The organism is Chryseobacterium pyrolae, assembly GCF_025153485.1.
Taxonomy (GTDB): domain Bacteria; phylum Bacteroidota; class Bacteroidia; order Flavobacteriales; family Weeksellaceae; genus Chryseobacterium; species Chryseobacterium antibioticum.
In genome coordinates this window covers 65,650-85,009 of the sequence record NZ_JANZQH010000008.1, presented here as the reverse complement: position 1 = coordinate 85,009, position 19,360 = coordinate 65,650, and the positions used below count along the sequence as shown (strand labels likewise).

The window sequence follows — 19,360 nt, the reverse complement described above, 5'->3', positions numbered from 1 at the left end:
CTGGAACAAAATTAGTGGCGCTCCAGTTACTGGCATTTGAATTGGTTCAAAAAACACCAGTTGCATTACGTTTTAATGAAAAAAAATATCTAAAAAACGCAATGTAATTTTAAAAAATAAACCTAAATTACGCTATCTTTTGAACAAAAAAAAGATTCTATTAATGTTGAAAAAACATTAAATTTGCCCACATTAATATTATGGATAAAAAAACACAGACAAAACAGACGGAATCGCCTGATAAAGGCAAAATATTATCTAAGCCTCGTATATTTTTCGGGCTTACCTTCATCCTTTTTTCTGTCGTTCTGACATTTTCGTTCGTCTCTTATCTGATGAACTGGAAGGCAGACCAGAGCCAGGCAGGAACTATGACCGACAAGACAATTAAATCTTCAAATATATTTGGGAAGGTTGGTGACTGGCTGGGCAATATTTTTATATTCGAAAGTATAGGGATTGCCTCATTTATTATTGCCTTTCTATTTCTGGTTGTGGGAACCCTTATCCTTAAAAAAAGAACTTTTAAACCATGGAAAACCATCGGACATTCTTTGTTTTTCATCTGCTGGCTTCCTATTTTCATGGGTGCTGTGACGAAAGGACAGGGTGTTTTGGGAGGTGTTTACGGATACCAGATCATGGATTATCTTAATGCCATTATAGGATCTGTAGGACTTTGGCTGGTTCTGGCTGCAAGTATTCTTTTGTATTTCATTTTGGAATTCAATCTCCGCCCAAGCTCTATTAAAGCTAAACTGGACAAGATTAACGATAATACAATCGGTAAGGTTAAATCTATGATGCCAAGTTCAGAGGAAAATTTTGAAGCAGATGCGGAACTTGAAGAGGAAGTTCAGGAGACCGCACCCAACGTTACCATTACCGATGTTTCCAATAAAACAAAAGCGAAGGAACAAACACCAGTAAATGTCCCTAAAGGATTTCCTGAAGTTCAGCCTACAACAGATATAGAAACTATCGTAACCCCTAATCATACGTCTTTCGAAGAAGAGGAAAAACCGATCAGCTTAAATCTAAATACAAAACCCGCCGTTCCTACTTCATCTCCGGAACAGGCTTTTGACCTGACGCCAATCAGTCCGGCTATTAGTCCGGTTCCACCCATTTCCACCCCGCCTCAGGATCATATTAAATTCAATGTAGAGGTAGCGCCTGTTATTGATGTGCTGGATGATTCGGACAGAAAATCACAGGAACTTGTAGAAAAACATGGGCTGTATGATCATAAACTTGATCTGGCAGGTTTCCAGATGCCGACGGTAGAATTACTTAAGGATTACGGGAACGAAGAAATCTCCATCAACCAGGAAGAATTAGAAGAAAACAAAAATAAAATTGTAGGACTGTTGAAGAACTTCAACGTTGGTATTTCTGAAATTAAAGCCACGATAGGACCTACCGTTACTTTATATGAAATTGTTCCGGAAGCCGGGATCAGAGTATCTGCCATTAAAAAACTTCAGGATGATATTGCCCTGAATCTTTCTGCCCTGGGAATCAGAATCATTGCCCCAATGCCAGGAAAAGGAACCATCGGAATTGAGGTTCCAAGAAAAAATCCTACGATGGTATCGATGCGTTCTGTGATCGCTTCACACAAATTCCAGAATACGGATATGGATCTTCCGGTAGTGTTCGGAAAAACGATTTCTAACGAGGTCTTTATGGCCGACCTTGCAAAAATGCCGCACTTACTGATGGCAGGTGCTACAGGACAGGGTAAATCTGTAGGGATTAATGCCATCCTTACTTCTCTTCTTTATAAAAAACACCCTAGCGAACTTAAATTCGTGATGGTAGACCCTAAGAAGGTTGAACTTTCATTATATTCAAAAATTGAAAGACATTATCTGGCTAAATTACCGGATTCTGAAGAAGCGATCATTACGGATACGAATAAAGTGATCAATACTCTGAACTCTCTTTGTATAGAGATGGACACGAGATATGATTTACTTAAAAATGCATTCTGTAAAAACTTAAAGGAATACAACAAAAAGTTTACAGAGCGAAAATTAAACCCTGAGAACGGACACCGTTATCTACCTTATATTGTATTGGTGGTAGACGAATTTGCCGACCTTATCATGACAGCAGGAAAAGAGGTTGAACTTCCTATTGCCAGACTGGCACAGCTTGCAAGAGCCGTAGGAATTCACCTGATTGTTGCAACACAGAGACCTTCTGTCAACGTAATTACAGGTATGATCAAGGCCAACTTCCCTGCAAGGGCAGCCTTCAGGGTAATTTCAAGTGTGGATTCAAGAACAATTCTGGATTCTCCGGGAGCAGATCAATTGATCGGTAAGGGAGATATGCTTTATTTCAACGGAAATGAGATCTTAAGGCTTCAGTGTGCTTTTGTAGACACTCCGGAAGTGGAAAGACTTGCAGAATACATCGGCGAACAGAAAGGCTATTCATCAGCATTTTTACTTCCTGAATTTGTATCTGAGGATTCTACAAGTACAGTGGGAACCTTTGACCCGAATGAAAAAGATGCCTTGTTTGAAGAAGCGGCAAGAATCATTGTTTCTACTCAGCAGGGATCTACTTCCATGTTACAGAGACAATTGAAATTGGGTTACAACAGAGCGGGAAGAATTATGGATCAGCTTGAGGCGACAGGGATTGTAGGAGGATTTAACGGAGCAAAAGCTAGAGAAGTGATTATCAGTGACCTTCATTCTTTGGAACAGTTTTTGGAAGATTTGCGTAGTTAAAGGGAAAAATGCTTTCTACGTTTAACCGGGAAGCATGAGAATGTTTAAAGTTTATTAAATAAAAAAATGAGAAATATTATTTCAAAAGTTATAGTCGGAAGTTTAGTCATTGGTGCTGTAGGATTTGCTGAGGCACAGAAAATTGATGCGAAAGCTAAAAAGATTCTGGACGACATCACCGCCAACTACAAATCTAAAAAGAATTCTTACTTCAAGTTTTCTTTTGGAACAGGCCTGAATGGTCAGGTTACCAAGACAGAACCTGGAATTTATTATTCTGCAGGAGAGAAATATAAGTTGAAGATCATGGATACGGAACAGATCTTTGACGGAAACAAAATCTACAATATCAATGCAGATGATATGGAAGTAACGGTTGCAAAACCTAACGGAAGCAGCAGCATGTTCTCCCCTATCAATTATCTTACGACCTACAGAAATGATTATAATGTAACGTATAACGGTAAAAAGACTGTAAACGGCGTCAATGCAGATTTCATTAAACTGACCCCTGTAAAATCCAATGGCATACAGTACGTTTATATTTTTGTAGACTCAGTGAAAAAACAGATTGTAAAACTTGAACAACACGGAAACAATAAAGACGTAGCTGTAATTGCGATCAAAGAATACAAGGAAAACCAAACTCTGGACGCGAATATGTTTGTTTTTGATAAGAACAAGTTTAAAAATTACGTGATCACGGAACTTTAAAAAATGAAATCGAAGAGGCGTTAATTTAAAAATTAACGGATTCACCTTTTCATCTTTTGACGATAAAATAAAAAGTAATAAAAATTATAGGAGCCACAAGTAAACTTTGTGGCTTTTTGATTAATTTTGGCGCATGTTAAAAATACTAGACCGATATATCATAAAAACCTTCTTTGGACCGTTTTTCTTTATATTCAGCGTTTTGTTTTTCATCTTTATTGTAAACATTATCTGGGTTCAGCTGGGGCAGTTCATGGGAAAAGGGTTAAGCTACTGGCAGATCCTGAAACTCCTTTTTTATCTTGGGATCAGTGTGGTAAGTTTGGTACTTCCGCTTACGATTCTGTTGGCGAGCATTATGTCCTTCGGTGAATTTGGGGAACGATATGAACTTGCAGCGATGAAAGCTGCAGGAATTTCCCTGACTCGGGTCATGGCGCCTCTCATGGGAGTAGCAACCGTACTGGCAGTCATGCTTTTCTTTTTCTCCAATAATATCATTCCGGATTTCCAGAAGAAAGCAAAGAATATGCTTTTCAATATTGCCCAAACCAAGCCTGCACTTAATTTTACACCGGGGCAGTTTATCGACCAGATTCCTGGATACATGGTAAAGTTCGATAAGATCTATGGGGAAAATGAAGAAAAGATCGAAGGGGTTTTTGTACACAGAAAAGCCAGTACCTACGAAAATCAGCAGTCTATTGTAGCAGAAAAAGGAAAATTTGTTCCAGCTGCCAACAAAAATTTCTTGAAGCTAGAACTTTACAACGGTTATATATTTGAAGATAATTTCGCTGGAAAAAGTGAGAATGTACGACTGAAGCAACCGGATCAGGCCATTAAATTTGACACCCTGGTTTCGCATTTTGATATCGGTGAAATCATTAACAAAGCCATCGAAAAAGAACAGATTACGGATGACTACCGTTTTCAGACCTATGGCCAGCTTAATGCAACCGTTGCTAAAAACAAAAAAGAGAATCTGGCATTCTTTTCAAATATCAGCTCTGACGTGCTTAGTCAAACCAATTCTGTGATCAGCTATATGGATAAAACCAAATCCAAAGCAGTGGCCAAACAACAGATAAAGCTGGACACCATAAAAGGAGAAAAAAAGCTGGAGATCCTCTACAATTCTTACAGCAGACTTGAAAACCTTAAATCAACAGCTGCAGGTAAAAAGAACGAGTTCAGCTCTAATATAAAATACTTCAGTAAAGTAGTCATTTACCAGCAGAGAATTGTTTCCTATTCTGTAACGTGTATTATCTTCTTCCTGATCGGAGCCAGTTTAGGATCAATCATCAGAAAAGGAGGAATGGGACTTCCGGTGATTATTGCCATCATCATATTCATTATTTTCTACGTGATGAATCTTGGTATCGAGAATATCGCATGGGGAGGAGGAATGAGCCCTTATTTAGCAGCCTGGCTGCCTAATCTGATCTTACTGCCATTCGGAATATGGATGACGTATAAAGCGCTTACAGACTCACAGCTATTCGATGCTGAAAAGTACAAAGCTTTATTTAAACCAATCACGAAGAGGTTTACGAAGAATAAAGAACACAAGAGATATCAATAATAATAATTATTGAAAGATTTAATAATTTAAAGATTATAAATAGGCCCGGATTTTTTCGGGTCTTTTTATTGATAGATGGGGTATCTTCTTCCATTCTTTACTCAGCGATAAAAAGCTATATTTACAAAAAATTGTTAAAAACGATAATTATGAAGAAAGTATTACTATTGAGCCTGTTCACGTTGACATCTTTCAATGCTTATGCCCAGGAAGACAACACGGATTATGAACTGAGAACTGATGAAAAATATGGCTATATCATTGATAAAGGAGGAAAAAAGGTTGAAGGCATTGTAAGACTGAACGGAGATGCCATGAACCCGTGGAGCAATCAGAAAAAGGTGAAATTTGTTGCCGTATCTGATATCGACAAGTCTAAAAAGAAACAGAAGTTCAAGACACTTGATCCGGATGACATTAAAGAATATGTTGCCTTTGATGAAAACAATGAGGAAAGGCATTTTGAAATGATTAAATACACCAATACCAAAGAAGGCTTCAATACGGCAACCGGAGGTTTAAGCGGAAATATCAAAGCATTCAATAACCTGACAAAGACTAATCAATTTGCGGAAGTGGTACAGAACGGTAAGATCAAAGTCTATAAATTATACGGCTACCCTACTACATTCTCTGCCGGGGGCCAGATCGAAGTCGCCGAAAAGGAAACAGAAAGAATGAGAAACTCCCCATCTTATATCTACTCTAAAAAAGGAGGGAAAATTGAGGAACTCACTTTAGCCAAAGCTAAAATAATCATTGCGGACTGCAGCTATGCCAAAGGCAAACTGACAAGCGGCTCTTATGCTTCTCTTAAAAATGATGAAAAGAAAAGATCAGGGCTTGGGAGACTAATCAAAAGCCAGATCGATGATGTAATGTCCAACGTTCCGGAAATCGTAGAAGAGGTTATCACCGACTACAACGAAAACTGTAAATAAAAATATACCGAGAGGCTTTCCATTGAAAGTCTCTTTTTTTACCTGCAAGTATTCCTGAATTTCTTCATCATGCCCATTGCCAGGAATCCGGATGTCAAAAACTTTTTTTTAAAATATAATTATCAATTGACAACTTATTCAATAAAAACACTCAGTATATTTACAGTTCAATAGTACTCTAGATATGAAGAACACCCTAATTTATCAGATAGACTCTTTTACTACGGAAAAGTTTAAAGGAAACCCAGCCGGTGTTGTCCTTAATGCAGATGGACTGAGTGATGAAAACATGCAGGCAATAGCAAAGGAGCTTAATAACTCAGAAACAGCTTTTATTTTTTCGCCTGCAGACGACGAAAGTGATTATATGATCCGGTATTTCACTCCATCTATAGAAGTTCCGTCATGTGGACATGCTACGATTGCAGCACTTTATGCCAAAGCCCTGGAGGATAATCTTTGCTCTTGTACTTTACGGATCCGTACTAAAATTGGAATCCTTCCCGTTGAAGTCGAAAAAATAGATGATGATTATCAAATCACCATGACACAGGGATCTTTTACATTAAGCCCGGAATTCGATGATAAAACCACTCAAAAACTGCTTTCCGCGCTACAACTGAACTCTTCCGACCTTGAAGAAAACTGTCCCATCCAGATCGCTTCTACCGGCCATTCTAAAGTGATGATTGGCATAAAAAGCAGAGAAAAACTGAACGGACTTCAGCCAGATATGACCGCTCTGACTGCATTAAGTAAGGAAATAGGATGTAATGGCTATTTTGTATTTACATTCGATTCCGATCATGAGGATATCCTGACCTACGGAAGAATGTTTGCCCCCGCCATAGGAATTACAGAAGATCCCGTAACCGGAAATGCAAATGGCCCGTTAGGAGGATATCTGGTACAGAATCAACTGGTAAACTATCAGAAAGATTATTTCGAGTTTAATGGCAGACAAGGTGAACAGATTAATCGTCTGGGAATGGTGAATGTAAAAGTAACGGTAAACAATGGAAAGCCGGAACTGGTAAAAATTAAAGGAAATGCCGTTGCTATTTTCAAAACCACCCTGTTGTAACATAAAAAAAGCACCTGTAAAAAGGTGCTTTATATATTTTTGCAAGCTTGAAAATTATACTTTCATAATTTCAGCTTCCTTGGTCTTAAGATGCTCATCGCAAAGCTTCACATACTTGTCAGTAAAACCCTGGATTTCGTCTTCCACGCCTTTTAGAATATCTTCAGAAACACCTTCCAGCTTTTTAAGTTCTTTCAAACCATCCTGTCTTGCATTTCTTACCGTTATTTTTGTATTTTCTGCTTCTACTTTAGCCTGTTTTGCCAATTCCCTTCTTCTTTCTTCTGTTAAAGGCGGAACGTTAAGGATAATATTTTCCCCGTTATTAGAAGGTGCAAAACCTAAATTTGAATTGATAATCGCTTTTTCAATAGCACCGATAGCCGTTCTGTCCCAAGGCTGGATAGAAATCGTCATCGCATCAGGCACAGAAACGTTAGCAACCTGGTTAATCGGAGTCGGAGCTCCGTAATATTCTACCATGACATCCTGAACCATAGACGTAGAAGCACGTCCTGCTCTAATTCTTTGAAATGCATGATCCAGGTGCTTTACAGCCCCATCCATGTCGTGCTTTACAGATTCTAATATAAGATCTAATTCTTCCATTATATAGTTAAAATTTGATAAATTACACATTTTTATAAATGATGATTGATAAATATAAATGATCAGTAATGAATAATAAGTAATCCGTAATTTCTAAATCTTCAAATTACCTGTAACCTACTATCTGTTACCTGACTACCTATAAATCAACTAAAGTTCCTACATTTTCACCATCAACAATCTTCTCTAAATTCCCGTCTTTATTCATATCGAATACAATAATCGGCAATTTATTTTCGTGGCTTAAAGTGAAGGCAGTCATATCCATTACTTTAAGGTTTTTAGCATATACTTCGTCAAATGATAAGGAGTTGTATTTTACAGCATCTGCGTTCTTTTCAGGATCCATGTCATAAATTCCGTCTACTCTTGTCCCTTTTAAGATCACATCAGCCCCGATTTCGATAGCTCTTAATGTTGCAGCTGTATCTGTAGTAAAATAAGGATTTCCTGTTCCGGCACCAAAGATCACTACTCTCCCTTTCTCAAGGTGTCTTACTGCTTTTCTTTTGATGAAAGGCTCAGCTACTTTATCCATTTCGATGGCAGACTGAAGTCTTGTTTTGATTCCTGCATCTTCAAGAGCACCCTGAAGCGCCATTCCGTTGATTACTGTTGCCAGCATTCCCATATAATCGCCCTGCACTCTATCCATTCCTTTTGCAGCTCCTGCTACTCCACGGAAAATATTTCCTCCTCCAATGACGATCGCAACTTCGCAGCCTTTGTCTACTACGGTTTTGATTTCAGCAGCGTATTCCTGCAGTCTTTCATTGTCTATACCATATTGTCTGTTCCCCATTAAGGCCTCGCCACTCAGTTTTAGAAGGATTCTTTTATATTTCATCTTTAATTTTTAATAAACTTTACCGGAGTAATTTTCTCCGAAATTTGATTTTGCAAATATAATCATTAAAAATATTGAAAAAAGAAAAATATTTACGTAGAAATAATGTCAGAAATATTTTGATAAGTACGAAAAAGGATTATTTTTGCATTAATTATAAATTGAATTGAAGAAAATTGTCATTTTTTCATTATTTCTGTCAGGAATTGTTTCTTATGCACAAACAGGAACAAATGTTTATCCTTTCTTAAACATCCCTGTATCTGCCCGACAGGCTGCCCTGGGCGGTGATGCAATTTCTATCAGAGACCATGATGTTTCCTTTGCTATTGCAAACCCGGCTCTATTAAATAAAGATTCAGACAAACAGCTTTCAGTGAACGCCGCAGCTTACCTTGCTGACTCTAAATACGGTACAGTCTCCTATGCCAGAGATTTCGATAACGGGCATATGGCTACCATCAATGCCAGATACATGACTTACGGAAGTATTCCCAGAACCGATGAAAGCGGTTACGAAAATGGAGAATTCAAAGCTTCAGACGTAGCCATTGGCGCTGGTTATGCCTATCAGTTCGAAGAAGACTGGACCATTGGTGGGGGCATCAATTTCATCACTTCAAAAATCGACAACTATACTTCTTCTGCAGTTTCAGGGACAGCAGGAGTTACCTACCATAATAAAAAGAATAAAGAAGTACTTTCCCTTGTTATGAGAAATTTTGGTTTTCAACTGAAATCTTTTAACGGAACAAGAGAAAATCTTCCGTTCAGGGTAGATATGGGATATACAAGAATCCTTAAAGCCATTCCTTTGGCTGTTACCATTACCGCCCACGATCTTCAGCAGTTTGATATTTCTTCGGAATTTAATGTAAACGGACAGGAAGTTGGTTTCGGAAGAAAACTGGCAGATCACTTTTCTATCGGAGCAGAACTTTTTCCGGAAAAAGCATTTAATATCAGACTGGGTTATAATGCAAAAAGAGGAAATGAGCTTGCCGTAGCAGATCAGAGAAACTTCTCAGGACTTTCAGGGGGATTTGGAATTAAGCTGAGAAGATTCCGTATAGACTACGCTCATGTTCGCTATCATAACTCTTCCAATGTGAACCAAATAGGCATCTCTATGGACCTTAGCAGTCACGCAGGAGAATAGCTTTCAATAAAAAATTTTTAGAATAATAAATATTTTTTTCTGCGTTGTCTTGATTTTTTAAAAAAATTCTTGAAATTTGCGGTATGAAAAAACCTGTAATAGCTATCGATGGGTACTCGTCTACCGGAAAAAGTTCAATTTCTAAAGTCATTGCCGATAAACTGGGTCTTATACATCTGGATACCGGTGCGCTTTACAGGGGAATTACATGGTTTGCCTTACAAAACTGTATGGATGAGAATGGCTCCATCAATCTTCAGGAACTGTTCTCTTCATTAGACCAGATAGAACTTGAATTCAGAAATAATGACGGCGAGCTGGTTCTTTATCTCAATCATATTGATATTTCCAAACAAATTCGTACCAATGCAGTTTCAGACAATGTTAGCGTTGTTGCCAAACAAAAAGAAGTACGCGATTTCCTGCTGCATTCACAACGTTCGCTGGCAGAAAAAGGTGGCATTATTATGGACGGACGTGACATAGGGACAGTAGTTCTGCCAAATGCGGACTATAAATTTTTCCTTACTGCCAGTATAGACGAAAGAACCAACAGAAGATATTTTGAACTGGCAAGCTTAGGAATTCAGGCAGACAGAGATCAGGTAAAGCAAAACCTTATAGATCGTGATAAGATCGACAGTGAAAGGGAAATCGCCCCTTTAAAGCAGGCTGAAGATGCTATTGTTATTGACAATACAGAGCTTACAAAAGAGGAAACGATAGATCTGATTTTATCTCACATCAAAAAGATTTAACAATTTTTAATAGGTACACGCCCTCCTTTGGTATACAAATTGTACATTTCATGGCAGTAAAAAACTAATATTTATTAACTATTAAAAAAGCTTAAAATGTCTAAAAACGGAAAAAATACAGCAGGTATATTAGCAGGACTTCTTGCAGGTGCTGCAGCGGGTGTAATCTTAGGAATGCTTTATGCGCCAGAAGAAGGTAAAGAAACCAGAAAAAAAATCAAAGATAAAGCAGAAGACCTAAAAGACCAGGCTAAAAACAAGTACGGTGAAGTTTCTGAAAAAGTAAAAGATCAGTATGGTAACATCTCTTCTACTTTCAAGGAAACAGCAAGTAGTGTAGCCCACACGGTCAAAGATGGATATGACAAATACAAAGATCAAATTGTTTCAAAAACTGCAGACGTAGTAAAGGATGTAGAAGCGGAACTGAATGATCTTAAAAAATAAACTATTTATTTTTTAAGTAAATTATGGGAAGGAACTTTTGGCACGAAAGTTCCTTTTTTTGTAACTTTAAAAAAAAACAATGATAGAGACTATTAAAGAATATGCATCAAAGAGAATAGATCTTCTGAAAATTGAAGCTACCGAAAAATCCTCTCTTTCTGCAGGGCTCATTACCTACTTTGTAGTGCTGCTAGTTGCTTTTACTTTTTTTATTATCCTTTTTAATTTTGGAATGGCATTTCTTATCGGTAAGGCACTTGATAATACGTCTTACGGATTCCTGATTGTCGCTGGATTTTATGTTATAGTAATGGCGTTTATTATTGCTTTTAAAAATAAGCTTGTCAATATGGTCGCAGATCAGGTTATTAAATTTTTAAATCATTAAGCTATGAGCAGAAAATACGAAAGCATTGAAGAACTGAGAAGAAAGAAAAAGCTGCTCCAGGCTGAGGTTAATGATCTTGAAAACCTACTTACCTTTAAAAATACAAAAGAGAGTCTGAGTGCATTCACCAATGGCCTTACAGACCAGTATCTGCAGGAAAAAGTAGATGAAGACGGCGATGAAAAAGTAGTTCTTCGTAAAGATGTTATTGCCAGACACCTGACCTCTGAAGTAAAGGATATGTTCATCAATAAAGAAACTGCTGTAGGTATTGCAAGCACCGCATTGGGTGGTAATGTCACGGATAGCCTGATCAAATTAGGCATCACTGCAGTAGTGGGCAATTATGCCAAAAAGAACATGAAAAGCCCGAACTGGAAGAAAAAACTTCTGGGTGCTGCAATGATCTACCTCGCTCCTATTGCCCTGAAATATGTCAGAAAGAAATTAGAGGTGTATCAGAAAAATAAAAGCGTTTCCAGTTTGGAACAGTTAATATAGAAATTTATAAGACATTAGATGCCAGATATCAGATTTCAGATGTACAAGTCGGTGATCAATATATCACCCCGTATTAAAATCTGGTATCTGATATCTCACGTCTGACATCTACTTACTAAACAACTGTCCCAAAATAATTCCCGCTGCCATAGAAACATTCAGGCTTTCTGTAGACTGGGATTTTCCAAACCTTGGAATGGTGATGCATTTCTGCAGAAGTTTCTCCGTTTCCGGTCGCATCCCGTTTCCTTCATTACCAAGGATCAGGTTTATTTTTTCAGGTCTTTCAAAAGTATAAATATTTTCTCCTTCCATATCCGTTCCTATATTCATATTCTCCGTTTTCGAAAGATATTCAACAAGATCTGTATACACTATATTGACTCTGGTAAAAGAGCCCATAGTAGCCTGGATCACTTTTGGATTGTAAAAATCAACCGTATCCTCGCTGCAGATAATCTGCTCTATTCCGAACCAATCTGCCAAACGGATAATGGTTCCCAGATTCCCCGGATCCTGGATTCCATCCAAAACTAACTGAACATTTTTATCCTCCTTCTTTTCTTCTTCCGACAGATAACATACGGCTACTGAATCTTTAGGCGTTTTAAGAAAGCTGATTTTTTTCAGCTCGTTTTCAGTGATCTGGATAACAGGAATATCTTTCCGGTCCAGTTTTTGCGGATCGGTAGAAAATATTTCTTTAACTTTAAAATTAGATTCAGGAAGTTCACTAATGATTTTATTACCTTCAACCAAAAACAAATTGTATTTTTGTCTGAACTTCTTTTTATCTAAAGACTGTAAAATTTTTATTGTATGAGCTGTAAGCATTATAAGTATTCTCCTCAAAAATATTATAAAATTATTTCATTCGCAACATTTGTTGGTCTCCTTTATGCCTGTAGTACAACAAAAAAAGTTCCGGAAGGTGAATATTTGCTTACTAAGAACAACTTTGAGTTTGAAGATAAGAGAGAATCCATCGATGATGAACTGAAAGATTACGTACAGCAAAAGCCCAATAAAAAGCAACTTTTGTTCGCTCCGCTGAGTTTAGGATTTTATAATATGGCTAATCCTAAATATGATACATTGCTTAATGAGTACATGACCTATCCCAGCGAAATGAGAAATCAAAAACTGAGAGATTCTCTTTTCCTTAAATATAATATGAAAAGCAGTGTGGGAAAAACGTTGTTTTTAGACCGTTTACTTCACAGTTGGGGAACTCCACCCGTGATTCTGGATCAGACCAGAAGTGAAAAAAGCACAGAATCTATCGAAAAAAGGCTTACCTACAGAGGTTTTTGGGATGCTGACGTACATTTAAAACATTCTCTCGATTCTGCATCCAGGAAAGCAACCGTTAATTACATTATTAAACATAACGATCCTACCTATATTAAGGATTACTATTATAATATTACCGATCCTACTGTTAAAGGTCTTTACTGGCAGAAACTCGACAAAAGCCTTATCAGATCCGGACAGAGGCTTGATCAGACTGTTCTTGAAAAAGAAGTGACAAGAATTACTGATCTGATGCGTGAAAACGGATATTATAGATTTAACAGCTCCAATGAAGAGATTTATTTTGTAGCAGATTCCCTGAAAAGTAAAAAACAGGTTCCCCTTACGCTGGAGATCCATAAAGATTCAGCAGATCATCCTTACAAAGTAGCGACAATAGGAAATATAGATGTAGCCATCGTTAATGAAGCGGGTGATTTTCCTAAAAATACAGTCAAAGACAGCTTAAGAAGAATCAGATTCCATAAAATGGACAACAGCTACAAAACATCCTCCTTGTGGAGAGCAGTCATTGTGGACAGTAAGAAAGTTTACGACCAAAAAAACCTCGATCTTACAAAAAGAAATTTCATTGCGATGAATAACTTCAGTATTCTGAAAGCCAGAGATTCTTTAAGAAGAGGCGGAGGTACTTCACCTAATGACAGTATCGTTGATGTTCTTTATCTATTGAAACCCCTTCCGAAATATGAACTTAAACTGGGAACAGATATCAACTACTCCCAGCTCCTGAATCTTGGGGTATCACCTTCTGTAGATCTTACGACGAGAAATGTTTTCAGAGGGGCAGAAAACCTTTCGACCAGCATTTCCGGAACATTCGGTTCTATAAGAAGTACTAAAAATATTGATAAAAGAGATCTTGCTTACGAAATTTCAGCGCAGGCTTCCCTGAATTTCCCAAGACTTCTTCTGCCGTTTAATTATTATAAGATTCTTCCGAAAAGATATACACCTACCTCTTCCATTCTTTTGGGAGCATCCATACAGAATAACATCGGCTTGGGAAGAGTTAACTTTAATACAGGATTGAATTATCAGGCCACTGTTAATGATCAGGTATCACACAGACTTACTCTTTTCAATACGCAGGTCAGTCTTACGAAAAACAAAGATGCTTATTATGATTATTTTGCCAATGACGAGCTTATTAGAAAAGATATGTTTGCAAGCTATTTTGCCACTAAACCACCACAGCTTGAACAACAGTTCCTTTCAGGGCAGCTAAGCATAGATAATATTTCAAAACAGATCGTTGAAGACACTGAGTATGAGGGAACACTTGATCAGAAAGGACAGGATCTTCTTACAGCATTCAAAGGTACTCTTGTTAATAAAGACAGACAAACTCAGGATATTCTTATTTCTTCTATGATCTATAATTTTGTGTATAGTGAGATCGGTAAAAAAGATTATCCGAACGCCTTCTATTTTAATGGAAAAGTAGAGCTTGCAGGTAATATTTTAAGCATATTCAATCAAAAAAGAGATGCCGGAGGTGTTGTAGCAAGCCCGCAGAGAACGATCTTCGGAATTCCTTATGCCCAGTTTGTAAAATTTGATATTGATACCAGAAAATATTTTAAATTTAATGGCAATCAGACGTTAGTTTTACGTCAATTCATTGGAGTGGGTATTCCTTACGGGAACTCTAAAGATATGCCTGTTATTAAGTCTTATTTCAATGGTGGATCGAATGATATCAGAGCGTGGGTAGCATTTGGGGGACTTGGTCCTTCCGACTCTCAGATCGATGAAAGAGTTCGTACTTATATGACAAACAACGTAAAGCTAACTACCAATATAGAATACAGAATTCCATTTAATGAAATGTATGAAGGGGCTGTATTTACCGATATAGGAAACACCTGGAGTATTAGAAAAGCTGGTGAAAGCGGCAGCTATGGGGATGAATTTAAATTCAATAAATTCTTAGGACAGATGGGAATAGGAAGCGGATTGGGTTTAAGGGTAAACGTGGCCTATATCACATTCAGACTTGACTTAGCTTATAAGATCTATGACCCAAACAAACCTGAGGGAGACCGATGGAGGTTTAAGAATTTCCAGCCTTTCAAGCCTACCCTGAACATTGCATTCGGATATCCTTTCTAATCAGGAGAAATTCCCAATATGAAATAGACTACAGCAATCACTCTAGCGAGTACTTCTCTGGCTTGGTTTCTGTAGTAACTTTCAGGTTTTGTAACATCCTGCGCGTCAAATCCCAACGCATTCATATTGTTATTCCTTGCAAAAAACAACGCACGAAGGTTATGAAAACCCTGTGAAACAATGATCACATCTTTCTTTTTGTAAACGTCTTTACAACGCAGAATACTTTTGTAGGTATTAAATCCTTTCGGATCTTCTACAATGATATCACCGGGAACTCCTTCCTGATTGACCAGATAATTCTTCATCGCAGCAGGCTCATTATACCCCTTACTTTTCTCTCCGCTTACAATGATTTTCTTGATTTTCCCGTGATGATACAATAGTGCAGCAGCATCCATTCTTTTCGTAAAATACGGATTAGAAAGTCCTGATCTCATTTTGGGAGAAGTTCCGAGAACTAATGCAATTTCACGTGGAGGAATTTTTGATATTTTGGTATAGGTACGCCCGTTCGTCAACCCGAAAACCCAGGCATTACACAGACATATCACCAGAATTCCTATTTCTGCTGATACAAAAGTTAAGTTAAATATGTTCCTAATAATTCTCAACTAAGGTCAAAGTTAAGCTTTATTTTCTTACTTTTTACAATCGACATACACGCTAGTATTTTCCCCTGTGCCTCTTCCTTTTCCGTCAGATATTCATTTTCAAGAAGTTCCACTTCTCCTTCTTCAAGATAACATTCACAACTTCCGCAGATCCCTGATTTACATGAATAAGGAACCGGAAATTTCTGGATCAAAAGCTGTTGCAGGATTTTCTCCCTGTTATCAGGAAGATGTGTTTCGTAGGCTTTTCCAAAAATCTTAAACGCTACTTCTACATCTTCAATCAAAGGAAATTCCTTTTCTACAGGATAAATATCGTCATTATATTCTTCAAAAAGCTCAAAATGGATATTCTTTTTCGGAATCCCGTGATGATAGCATGCATTAGCCAACGATTTTATCATCTCTCCTTTACCACAGATCAACACTTCATCTACTGCATCCCAGATGGTAGATTCCTCGTCGGTATCATCCAGATGCAGAATCTGGTTAATGATCAGGTTGAGTTTTTTTTCATCCAGCCTTCCAAAGAAAAACTGGTCGGCCGTTTTCTCCTGTGAAAAAAAGTAAAAAATTTGTAGTCTTTCTCCCCAGGTTTTCGCAAGATGATCCAATTGTTCTCTATAGATAAGCTCCTCCGAACTTTTATTTCCAAAGAACAAAAAAAGTCTGGTACGTGGTTCTGTATGAAGAATATTTTTAAAATGACTTAAAATCGGAGTAATTCCAATACCTGCCGCAAAAGCGACAATTGTTCTGAACTCGCTGGGCTTAGAAACAAGGGTAAATCTTCCGGAAGGTTCTCCCACCATCAATTCGTCCCCAACCTTATAATTCCTGAATAATTCTGAAGTAGCTCCTTTTGATGAATTCACCTTGATGCCAAGGCATATCTTTTTTTCATAGGGAGCTGAAGTCATTGAATAATCATTGATGACTTCCTCTCCGTTCGCCATAAATTTTATGCTTACATACTGTCCAGCTTCAAACTTGAAATTCTCCTGTAAATTCCCGGGAATATCGAATTCCAGAGAAAAAGTATTTTTGGTCAGTTGTTCCTTTTTCGTTACTTTTAACGGATGAAACTGTATCAGTTTCCCTTTATAGATTTGTTGTTCCATACTTCAATTCAAAAATAGTCAAAAAATAATTTATGAAGAAGATAATTTTATCCACGCTTATTCTCACCGCTCTTTACAGCTGTAAAAAAGAAGGTCATAAAATGGAGGATACGGCTGTGGCAGATTCAGTTTCGGTAACAGAAAATACGGCTTCTGCAACGGGTGCCTATACTGCAAAAGAACTTTCTCCGGAGAATCTTGGGAAATATTTAGCGCAAAAGAATGACACTTTGTATGTGACCAACTTTTTCGCTACATGGTGTGGACCATGTATGAGAGAAATCCCTCATTTTAAGAACAAAATGGAGGAACTGAAAGGCAAACCGGTAAAATTTACTTTTATCAATCTTGATGATAAATCTGAGTGGAACACTTCTGTGAAAAAATTTGCACAGGAAAATAATCTTGCTGCCAACATCATTCTTTTAGATGGTCAGAAATTAGATCAGACTTTTTTTAAAGCTAATTTCAAGCAGTGGGACGGCGGTTCAATTCCTTTTACCTATTTGAGAAAAGGAGATAAAACTGATGAGTACTTAGGCATGATGACTGAAGAAACATTGAATTCTAAAGTCGAAGCCCTTTTAAAATAAAATATCCAGATTCTTTCTGAATAATGTCAAAAAAATTTAAAATCCTGTGTTTACTACTGACAGCCGCCATTATTTTTACTGCGGTCATCAACCTGAACACAGGATTTTTAAGTTTAAACCTACAGGATTTCTTTCAGGATTCTGCGCAAAGTCAGATTGCTGAAATCCGGATTAACCGTGTTCTTGTGATGCTTCTGGCAGGTATTTCAATTCCCACTTCAGGTTTTCTGATGCAGGAATACTTTCAAAATCCGCTGGCGGGACCCGATATATTGGGAATCACGTCTATAGCCAGTTTATCCGTAGCATTTTACATTTTCTTTTCCCATGATTTCCTGATTCCCGAATTTCTGCAGAACAGTTTTCTCAGTCTTTCAGCCATTGCAGGAAGTCTTGTGCTGATGCTTGTCCTGCTTTCGATGTCGAATAAATTTCAGGATAAATCCTATCTGATCATTTTTGGATTCCTTGTTTCAGCATTTGCCGGTGCAGTCGTTTCTTTATTGCAGTTCTATGCAGAAAATCAAAGTCTTAAAAACTATATTTTATGGTCTTTCGGAGCCAATAATATGGTAACCAGAAACCAGATCTATGTATTATCTGTTCTGGTTTTTGTAGGAATGTTTTTCTGTTTTAAAACAATAAAGCCCTTGATTGGAAATTCATTGGGAACTTCTTATGCGCAGAGTTTGGGAGTCAATCTCAATCAGCTAAAGATCCTGATCATTGCAGCCTCTTCCCTACTTTCGGCTTCTATAACTGCCTTTCTGGGCCCTATATTATTTATAGGGATCATTGTTCCGCATTTCTGCAGACTAATCTATAATCCATCCAAATTATGGCAACAGTGGATCCTGAATATGTTTCTCGGAATGCTGGTCATGATGCTGTTTTCTGTAATAGCAGAAAAAACACAGATTCCTCTGAATGTGATCAGTTCTGTATTTGGAATTCCTGTGATTTTATTGATGCTTTTGAAACAGAATAAGGTATAAAAGTGAATGAGTGAATTTTTAATTTTTAAACTGTTAATAAGATCTGAAAGATTTGTAAAATATGTGGGGAAATAAAATTACGCTCGCTGATTTTATAGATGAAAGATTTTTAAAAGAATTAAGAATAATTGATCTATCTGAAATTCCGAAAAAGATCTGATATGTTGGTGTATCGCAAAGACGCTAAGAAATTGATATGGATTATGTTTTAAGGCGCAAGAATTTTATCTTCGATAAAATTGTAACTGGATATTTATAATGGTATACTTGCTAAAAATCTTTGATTTTCTTGCGCCTTAAAACAGCATAAAAATTAAAAACTTTGCGCCTTTGTAATTTACCAACAATCCCTTTATTAATATAAAAAAACAGCACAATGACAGAAAATGAATTATCAAAAGTAGTTTTTGATGCAGGTTTAAAGATCCACAAAAAACTTGGAGCCGGATTATTTGAACACGTTTACGAAGAATGTCTTTTTTATGAACTATCAAAGACAGGTTTACGGATCGATAGGCAAAAGCTCTTCCCTATTATATATGAAGATTTAAAAATTGAAAATGCCTTCAGGTTAGATATTATCATTGAGAATAAATTAATATTAGAAATAAAAACGGTAGACTATATCAACTCAACTCATAAAGCTCAGCTTTTGACCTATTTAAAAATGACAGATTGCAAATTAGGTTTGCTATTAAACTTCCAATCTGATGTTTTTAAAAACGGTGTCACCAGAATGGTCAATCATTTATAAATTATAACAGCATAAAATTTGACAGAGTCGAATTTCTTGCGTCTTAAAAACAGTATTTTTGTAAAAAGAAT

At 37.1% G+C, this 19,360-nt stretch carries 19 protein-coding genes; 14 read left to right on the top strand and 5 right to left on the bottom strand.

The genetic code is table 11. From position 1 onward, the window contains the following. Window positions 1-200: 200 nt before the first annotated feature. The 5 genes from NZD88_RS16295 to NZD88_RS16275 all read left to right on the top strand — a co-directional run bounded on the left by NZD88_RS16295 (window position 201) and on the right by NZD88_RS16275 (window position 7,074). A complete protein-coding gene (locus NZD88_RS16295) occupies window positions 201-2,747 on the top strand; it encodes an FtsK/SpoIIIE family DNA translocase (RefSeq protein WP_259830524.1) in 2,547 nt (848 codons plus the stop codon). Window positions 2,748-2,813: 66 nt separating this feature from the next. After that, complete coding sequence (gene lolA1 / locus NZD88_RS16290) at window positions 2,814-3,461, top strand: outer membrane lipoprotein periplasmic chaperone LolA1 (RefSeq protein ID WP_259830523.1); 648 nt, start codon at window positions 2,814-2,816, stop codon at window positions 3,459-3,461. Window positions 3,462-3,594: 133 nt separating this feature from the next. Further along, window positions 3,595-5,049 carry an LptF/LptG family permease gene (locus NZD88_RS16285; protein WP_259830519.1) on the top strand — a complete coding sequence of 485 codons (1,455 nt, stop codon included), beginning with the start codon at window positions 3,595-3,597 and terminating at the stop codon, window positions 5,047-5,049. A 149-nt stretch (window positions 5,050-5,198) separates the two neighbouring features. Further along, window positions 5,199-5,990, top strand: coding sequence for a hypothetical protein (locus NZD88_RS16280; protein WP_259830517.1), 792 nt, complete (start codon window positions 5,199-5,201; stop codon window positions 5,988-5,990). Between the two features lie 184 nt (window positions 5,991-6,174). Then, complete coding sequence (locus NZD88_RS16275; RefSeq protein ID WP_259830515.1) at window positions 6,175-7,074, top strand: PhzF family isomerase; 900 nt, start codon at window positions 6,175-6,177, stop codon at window positions 7,072-7,074. 54 nt (window positions 7,075-7,128) lie between these two features. Here NZD88_RS16275 and frr read toward each other — a convergent pair whose 3' ends face one another. Together frr and pyrH are read right to left on the bottom strand one after the other, a co-directional pair. After that, the gene (gene frr, locus NZD88_RS16270) at window positions 7,129-7,683 is read right to left on the bottom strand and encodes a ribosome recycling factor (protein ID WP_169234286.1); all 555 of its coding nucleotides are present in this window, start codon (window positions 7,681-7,683) and stop codon (window positions 7,129-7,131) included. A gap of 139 nt (window positions 7,684-7,822) precedes the next feature. Next, the gene (pyrH, locus tag NZD88_RS16265; RefSeq protein ID WP_169234285.1) at window positions 7,823-8,530 is read right to left on the bottom strand and encodes a UMP kinase; all 708 of its coding nucleotides are present in this window, start codon (window positions 8,528-8,530) and stop codon (window positions 7,823-7,825) included. A 166-nt stretch (window positions 8,531-8,696) separates the two neighbouring features. On the opposite strand from pyrH, the gene porQ reads away from it, so the two are divergent. The 5 genes from porQ (at window position 8,697) to NZD88_RS16240 (ending at window position 11,783) form a co-directional block, all read left to right on the top strand. Continuing rightward, window positions 8,697-9,689, top strand: coding sequence for a type IX secretion system protein PorQ (gene porQ / locus NZD88_RS16260; protein ID WP_259830514.1), 993 nt, complete (start codon window positions 8,697-8,699; stop codon window positions 9,687-9,689). 83 nt (window positions 9,690-9,772) lie between these two features. Continuing rightward, entirely contained in the window at window positions 9,773-10,447 is a 675-nt protein-coding gene (gene cmk, locus NZD88_RS16255) for a (d)CMP kinase (RefSeq protein ID WP_259830513.1), read from the top strand. Between the two features lie 96 nt (window positions 10,448-10,543). Next, window positions 10,544-10,894 (top strand): YtxH domain-containing protein, encoded by a 351-nt coding sequence (locus NZD88_RS16250; protein WP_169234282.1) that lies wholly within the window; start codon window positions 10,544-10,546, stop codon window positions 10,892-10,894. Window positions 10,895-10,973: 79 nt separating this feature from the next. Next, window positions 10,974-11,282 carry a phage holin family protein gene (locus tag NZD88_RS16245; protein ID WP_169234281.1) on the top strand — a complete coding sequence of 103 codons (309 nt, stop codon included), beginning with the start codon at window positions 10,974-10,976 and terminating at the stop codon, window positions 11,280-11,282. A gap of 3 nt (window positions 11,283-11,285) precedes the next feature. Beyond that, window positions 11,286-11,783, top strand: coding sequence for a phosphoribosyl-ATP pyrophosphatase (locus NZD88_RS16240; RefSeq protein WP_169234280.1), 498 nt, complete (start codon window positions 11,286-11,288; stop codon window positions 11,781-11,783). Between the two features lie 108 nt (window positions 11,784-11,891). On the opposite strand, the gene NZD88_RS16235 is transcribed toward NZD88_RS16240, so the two are convergent. Beyond that, window positions 11,892-12,617: a TrmH family RNA methyltransferase gene (locus NZD88_RS16235; RefSeq protein WP_259830512.1), complete on the bottom strand. Its 726-nt coding sequence runs from the start codon at window positions 12,615-12,617 to the stop codon at window positions 11,892-11,894. Between NZD88_RS16235 and tamL the strand changes: the two genes are divergently transcribed. Beyond that, window positions 12,603-15,212, top strand: coding sequence for a translocation and assembly module lipoprotein TamL (tamL, locus tag NZD88_RS16230; protein WP_259830511.1), 2,610 nt, complete (start codon window positions 12,603-12,605; stop codon window positions 15,210-15,212). The genes NZD88_RS16235 and tamL overlap by 15 nt on opposite strands. Here tamL and NZD88_RS16225 read toward each other — a convergent pair. Together NZD88_RS16225 and NZD88_RS16220 are read right to left on the bottom strand one after the other, a co-directional pair. Next, window positions 15,209-15,817 carry a SanA/YdcF family protein gene (locus NZD88_RS16225; protein WP_423738668.1) on the bottom strand — a complete coding sequence of 203 codons (609 nt, stop codon included), beginning with the start codon at window positions 15,815-15,817 and terminating at the stop codon, window positions 15,209-15,211. The genes tamL and NZD88_RS16225 overlap by 4 nt on opposite strands. A gap of 5 nt (window positions 15,818-15,822) precedes the next feature. After that, a complete protein-coding gene (locus NZD88_RS16220; protein WP_259830507.1) occupies window positions 15,823-16,947 on the bottom strand; it encodes a ferredoxin--NADP reductase in 1,125 nt (374 codons plus the stop codon). 32 nt (window positions 16,948-16,979) lie between these two features. On the opposite strand from NZD88_RS16220, the gene NZD88_RS16215 reads away from it, so the two are divergent. From NZD88_RS16215 to NZD88_RS16205, 3 genes are all read left to right on the top strand, one after another. Then, window positions 16,980-17,540 carry a TlpA family protein disulfide reductase gene (locus tag NZD88_RS16215; RefSeq protein WP_259830505.1) on the top strand — a complete coding sequence of 187 codons (561 nt, stop codon included), beginning with the start codon at window positions 16,980-16,982 and terminating at the stop codon, window positions 17,538-17,540. A 23-nt stretch (window positions 17,541-17,563) separates the two neighbouring features. Then, complete coding sequence (locus NZD88_RS16210) at window positions 17,564-18,535, top strand: iron ABC transporter permease (protein ID WP_259830504.1); 972 nt, start codon at window positions 17,564-17,566, stop codon at window positions 18,533-18,535. 376 nt (window positions 18,536-18,911) lie between these two features. Then, window positions 18,912-19,289, top strand: a complete 378-nt coding sequence (locus tag NZD88_RS16205; RefSeq protein WP_259830503.1) for a GxxExxY protein — start codon at window positions 18,912-18,914, stop codon at window positions 19,287-19,289. Window positions 19,290-19,360: the final 71 nt, after the last annotated feature.

Excerpts from the sequence above, each read along its gene's own strand:
- NZD88_RS16295 (WP_259830524.1), top strand. The coding sequence starts at position 201 with ATGGATAAAAAAACACAGACAAAACAGACGGAATCGCCTGATAAAGGC.
- lolA1 (WP_259830523.1), top strand. The coding sequence starts at position 2,814 with ATGAGAAATATTATTTCAAAAGTTATAGTCGGAAGTTTAGTCATTGGT.
- NZD88_RS16285 (WP_259830519.1), top strand. The coding sequence starts at position 3,595 with ATGTTAAAAATACTAGACCGATATATCATAAAAACCTTCTTTGGACCG.
- NZD88_RS16280 (WP_259830517.1), top strand. The coding sequence starts at position 5,199 with ATGAAGAAAGTATTACTATTGAGCCTGTTCACGTTGACATCTTTCAAT.
- NZD88_RS16275 (WP_259830515.1), top strand. The coding sequence starts at position 6,175 with ATGAAGAACACCCTAATTTATCAGATAGACTCTTTTACTACGGAAAAG.
- frr (WP_169234286.1), bottom strand. The coding sequence starts at position 7,683 with ATGGAAGAATTAGATCTTATATTAGAATCTGTAAAGCACGACATGGAT.
- pyrH (WP_169234285.1), bottom strand. The coding sequence starts at position 8,530 with ATGAAATATAAAAGAATCCTTCTAAAACTGAGTGGCGAGGCCTTAATG.
- cmk (WP_259830513.1), top strand. The coding sequence starts at position 9,773 with ATGAAAAAACCTGTAATAGCTATCGATGGGTACTCGTCTACCGGAAAA.
- NZD88_RS16250 (WP_169234282.1), top strand. The coding sequence starts at position 10,544 with ATGTCTAAAAACGGAAAAAATACAGCAGGTATATTAGCAGGACTTCTT.
- NZD88_RS16245 (WP_169234281.1), top strand. The coding sequence starts at position 10,974 with ATGATAGAGACTATTAAAGAATATGCATCAAAGAGAATAGATCTTCTG.
- NZD88_RS16240 (WP_169234280.1), top strand. The coding sequence starts at position 11,286 with ATGAGCAGAAAATACGAAAGCATTGAAGAACTGAGAAGAAAGAAAAAG.
- tamL (WP_259830511.1), top strand. The coding sequence starts at position 12,603 with ATGAGCTGTAAGCATTATAAGTATTCTCCTCAAAAATATTATAAAATT.
- NZD88_RS16235 (WP_259830512.1), bottom strand. The coding sequence starts at position 12,617 with ATGCTTACAGCTCATACAATAAAAATTTTACAGTCTTTAGATAAAAAG.
- NZD88_RS16220 (WP_259830507.1), bottom strand. The coding sequence starts at position 16,947 with ATGGAACAACAAATCTATAAAGGGAAACTGATACAGTTTCATCCGTTA.
- NZD88_RS16215 (WP_259830505.1), top strand. The coding sequence starts at position 16,980 with ATGAAGAAGATAATTTTATCCACGCTTATTCTCACCGCTCTTTACAGC.
- NZD88_RS16210 (WP_259830504.1), top strand. The coding sequence starts at position 17,564 with ATGTCAAAAAAATTTAAAATCCTGTGTTTACTACTGACAGCCGCCATT.
- NZD88_RS16205 (WP_259830503.1), top strand. The coding sequence starts at position 18,912 with ATGACAGAAAATGAATTATCAAAAGTAGTTTTTGATGCAGGTTTAAAG.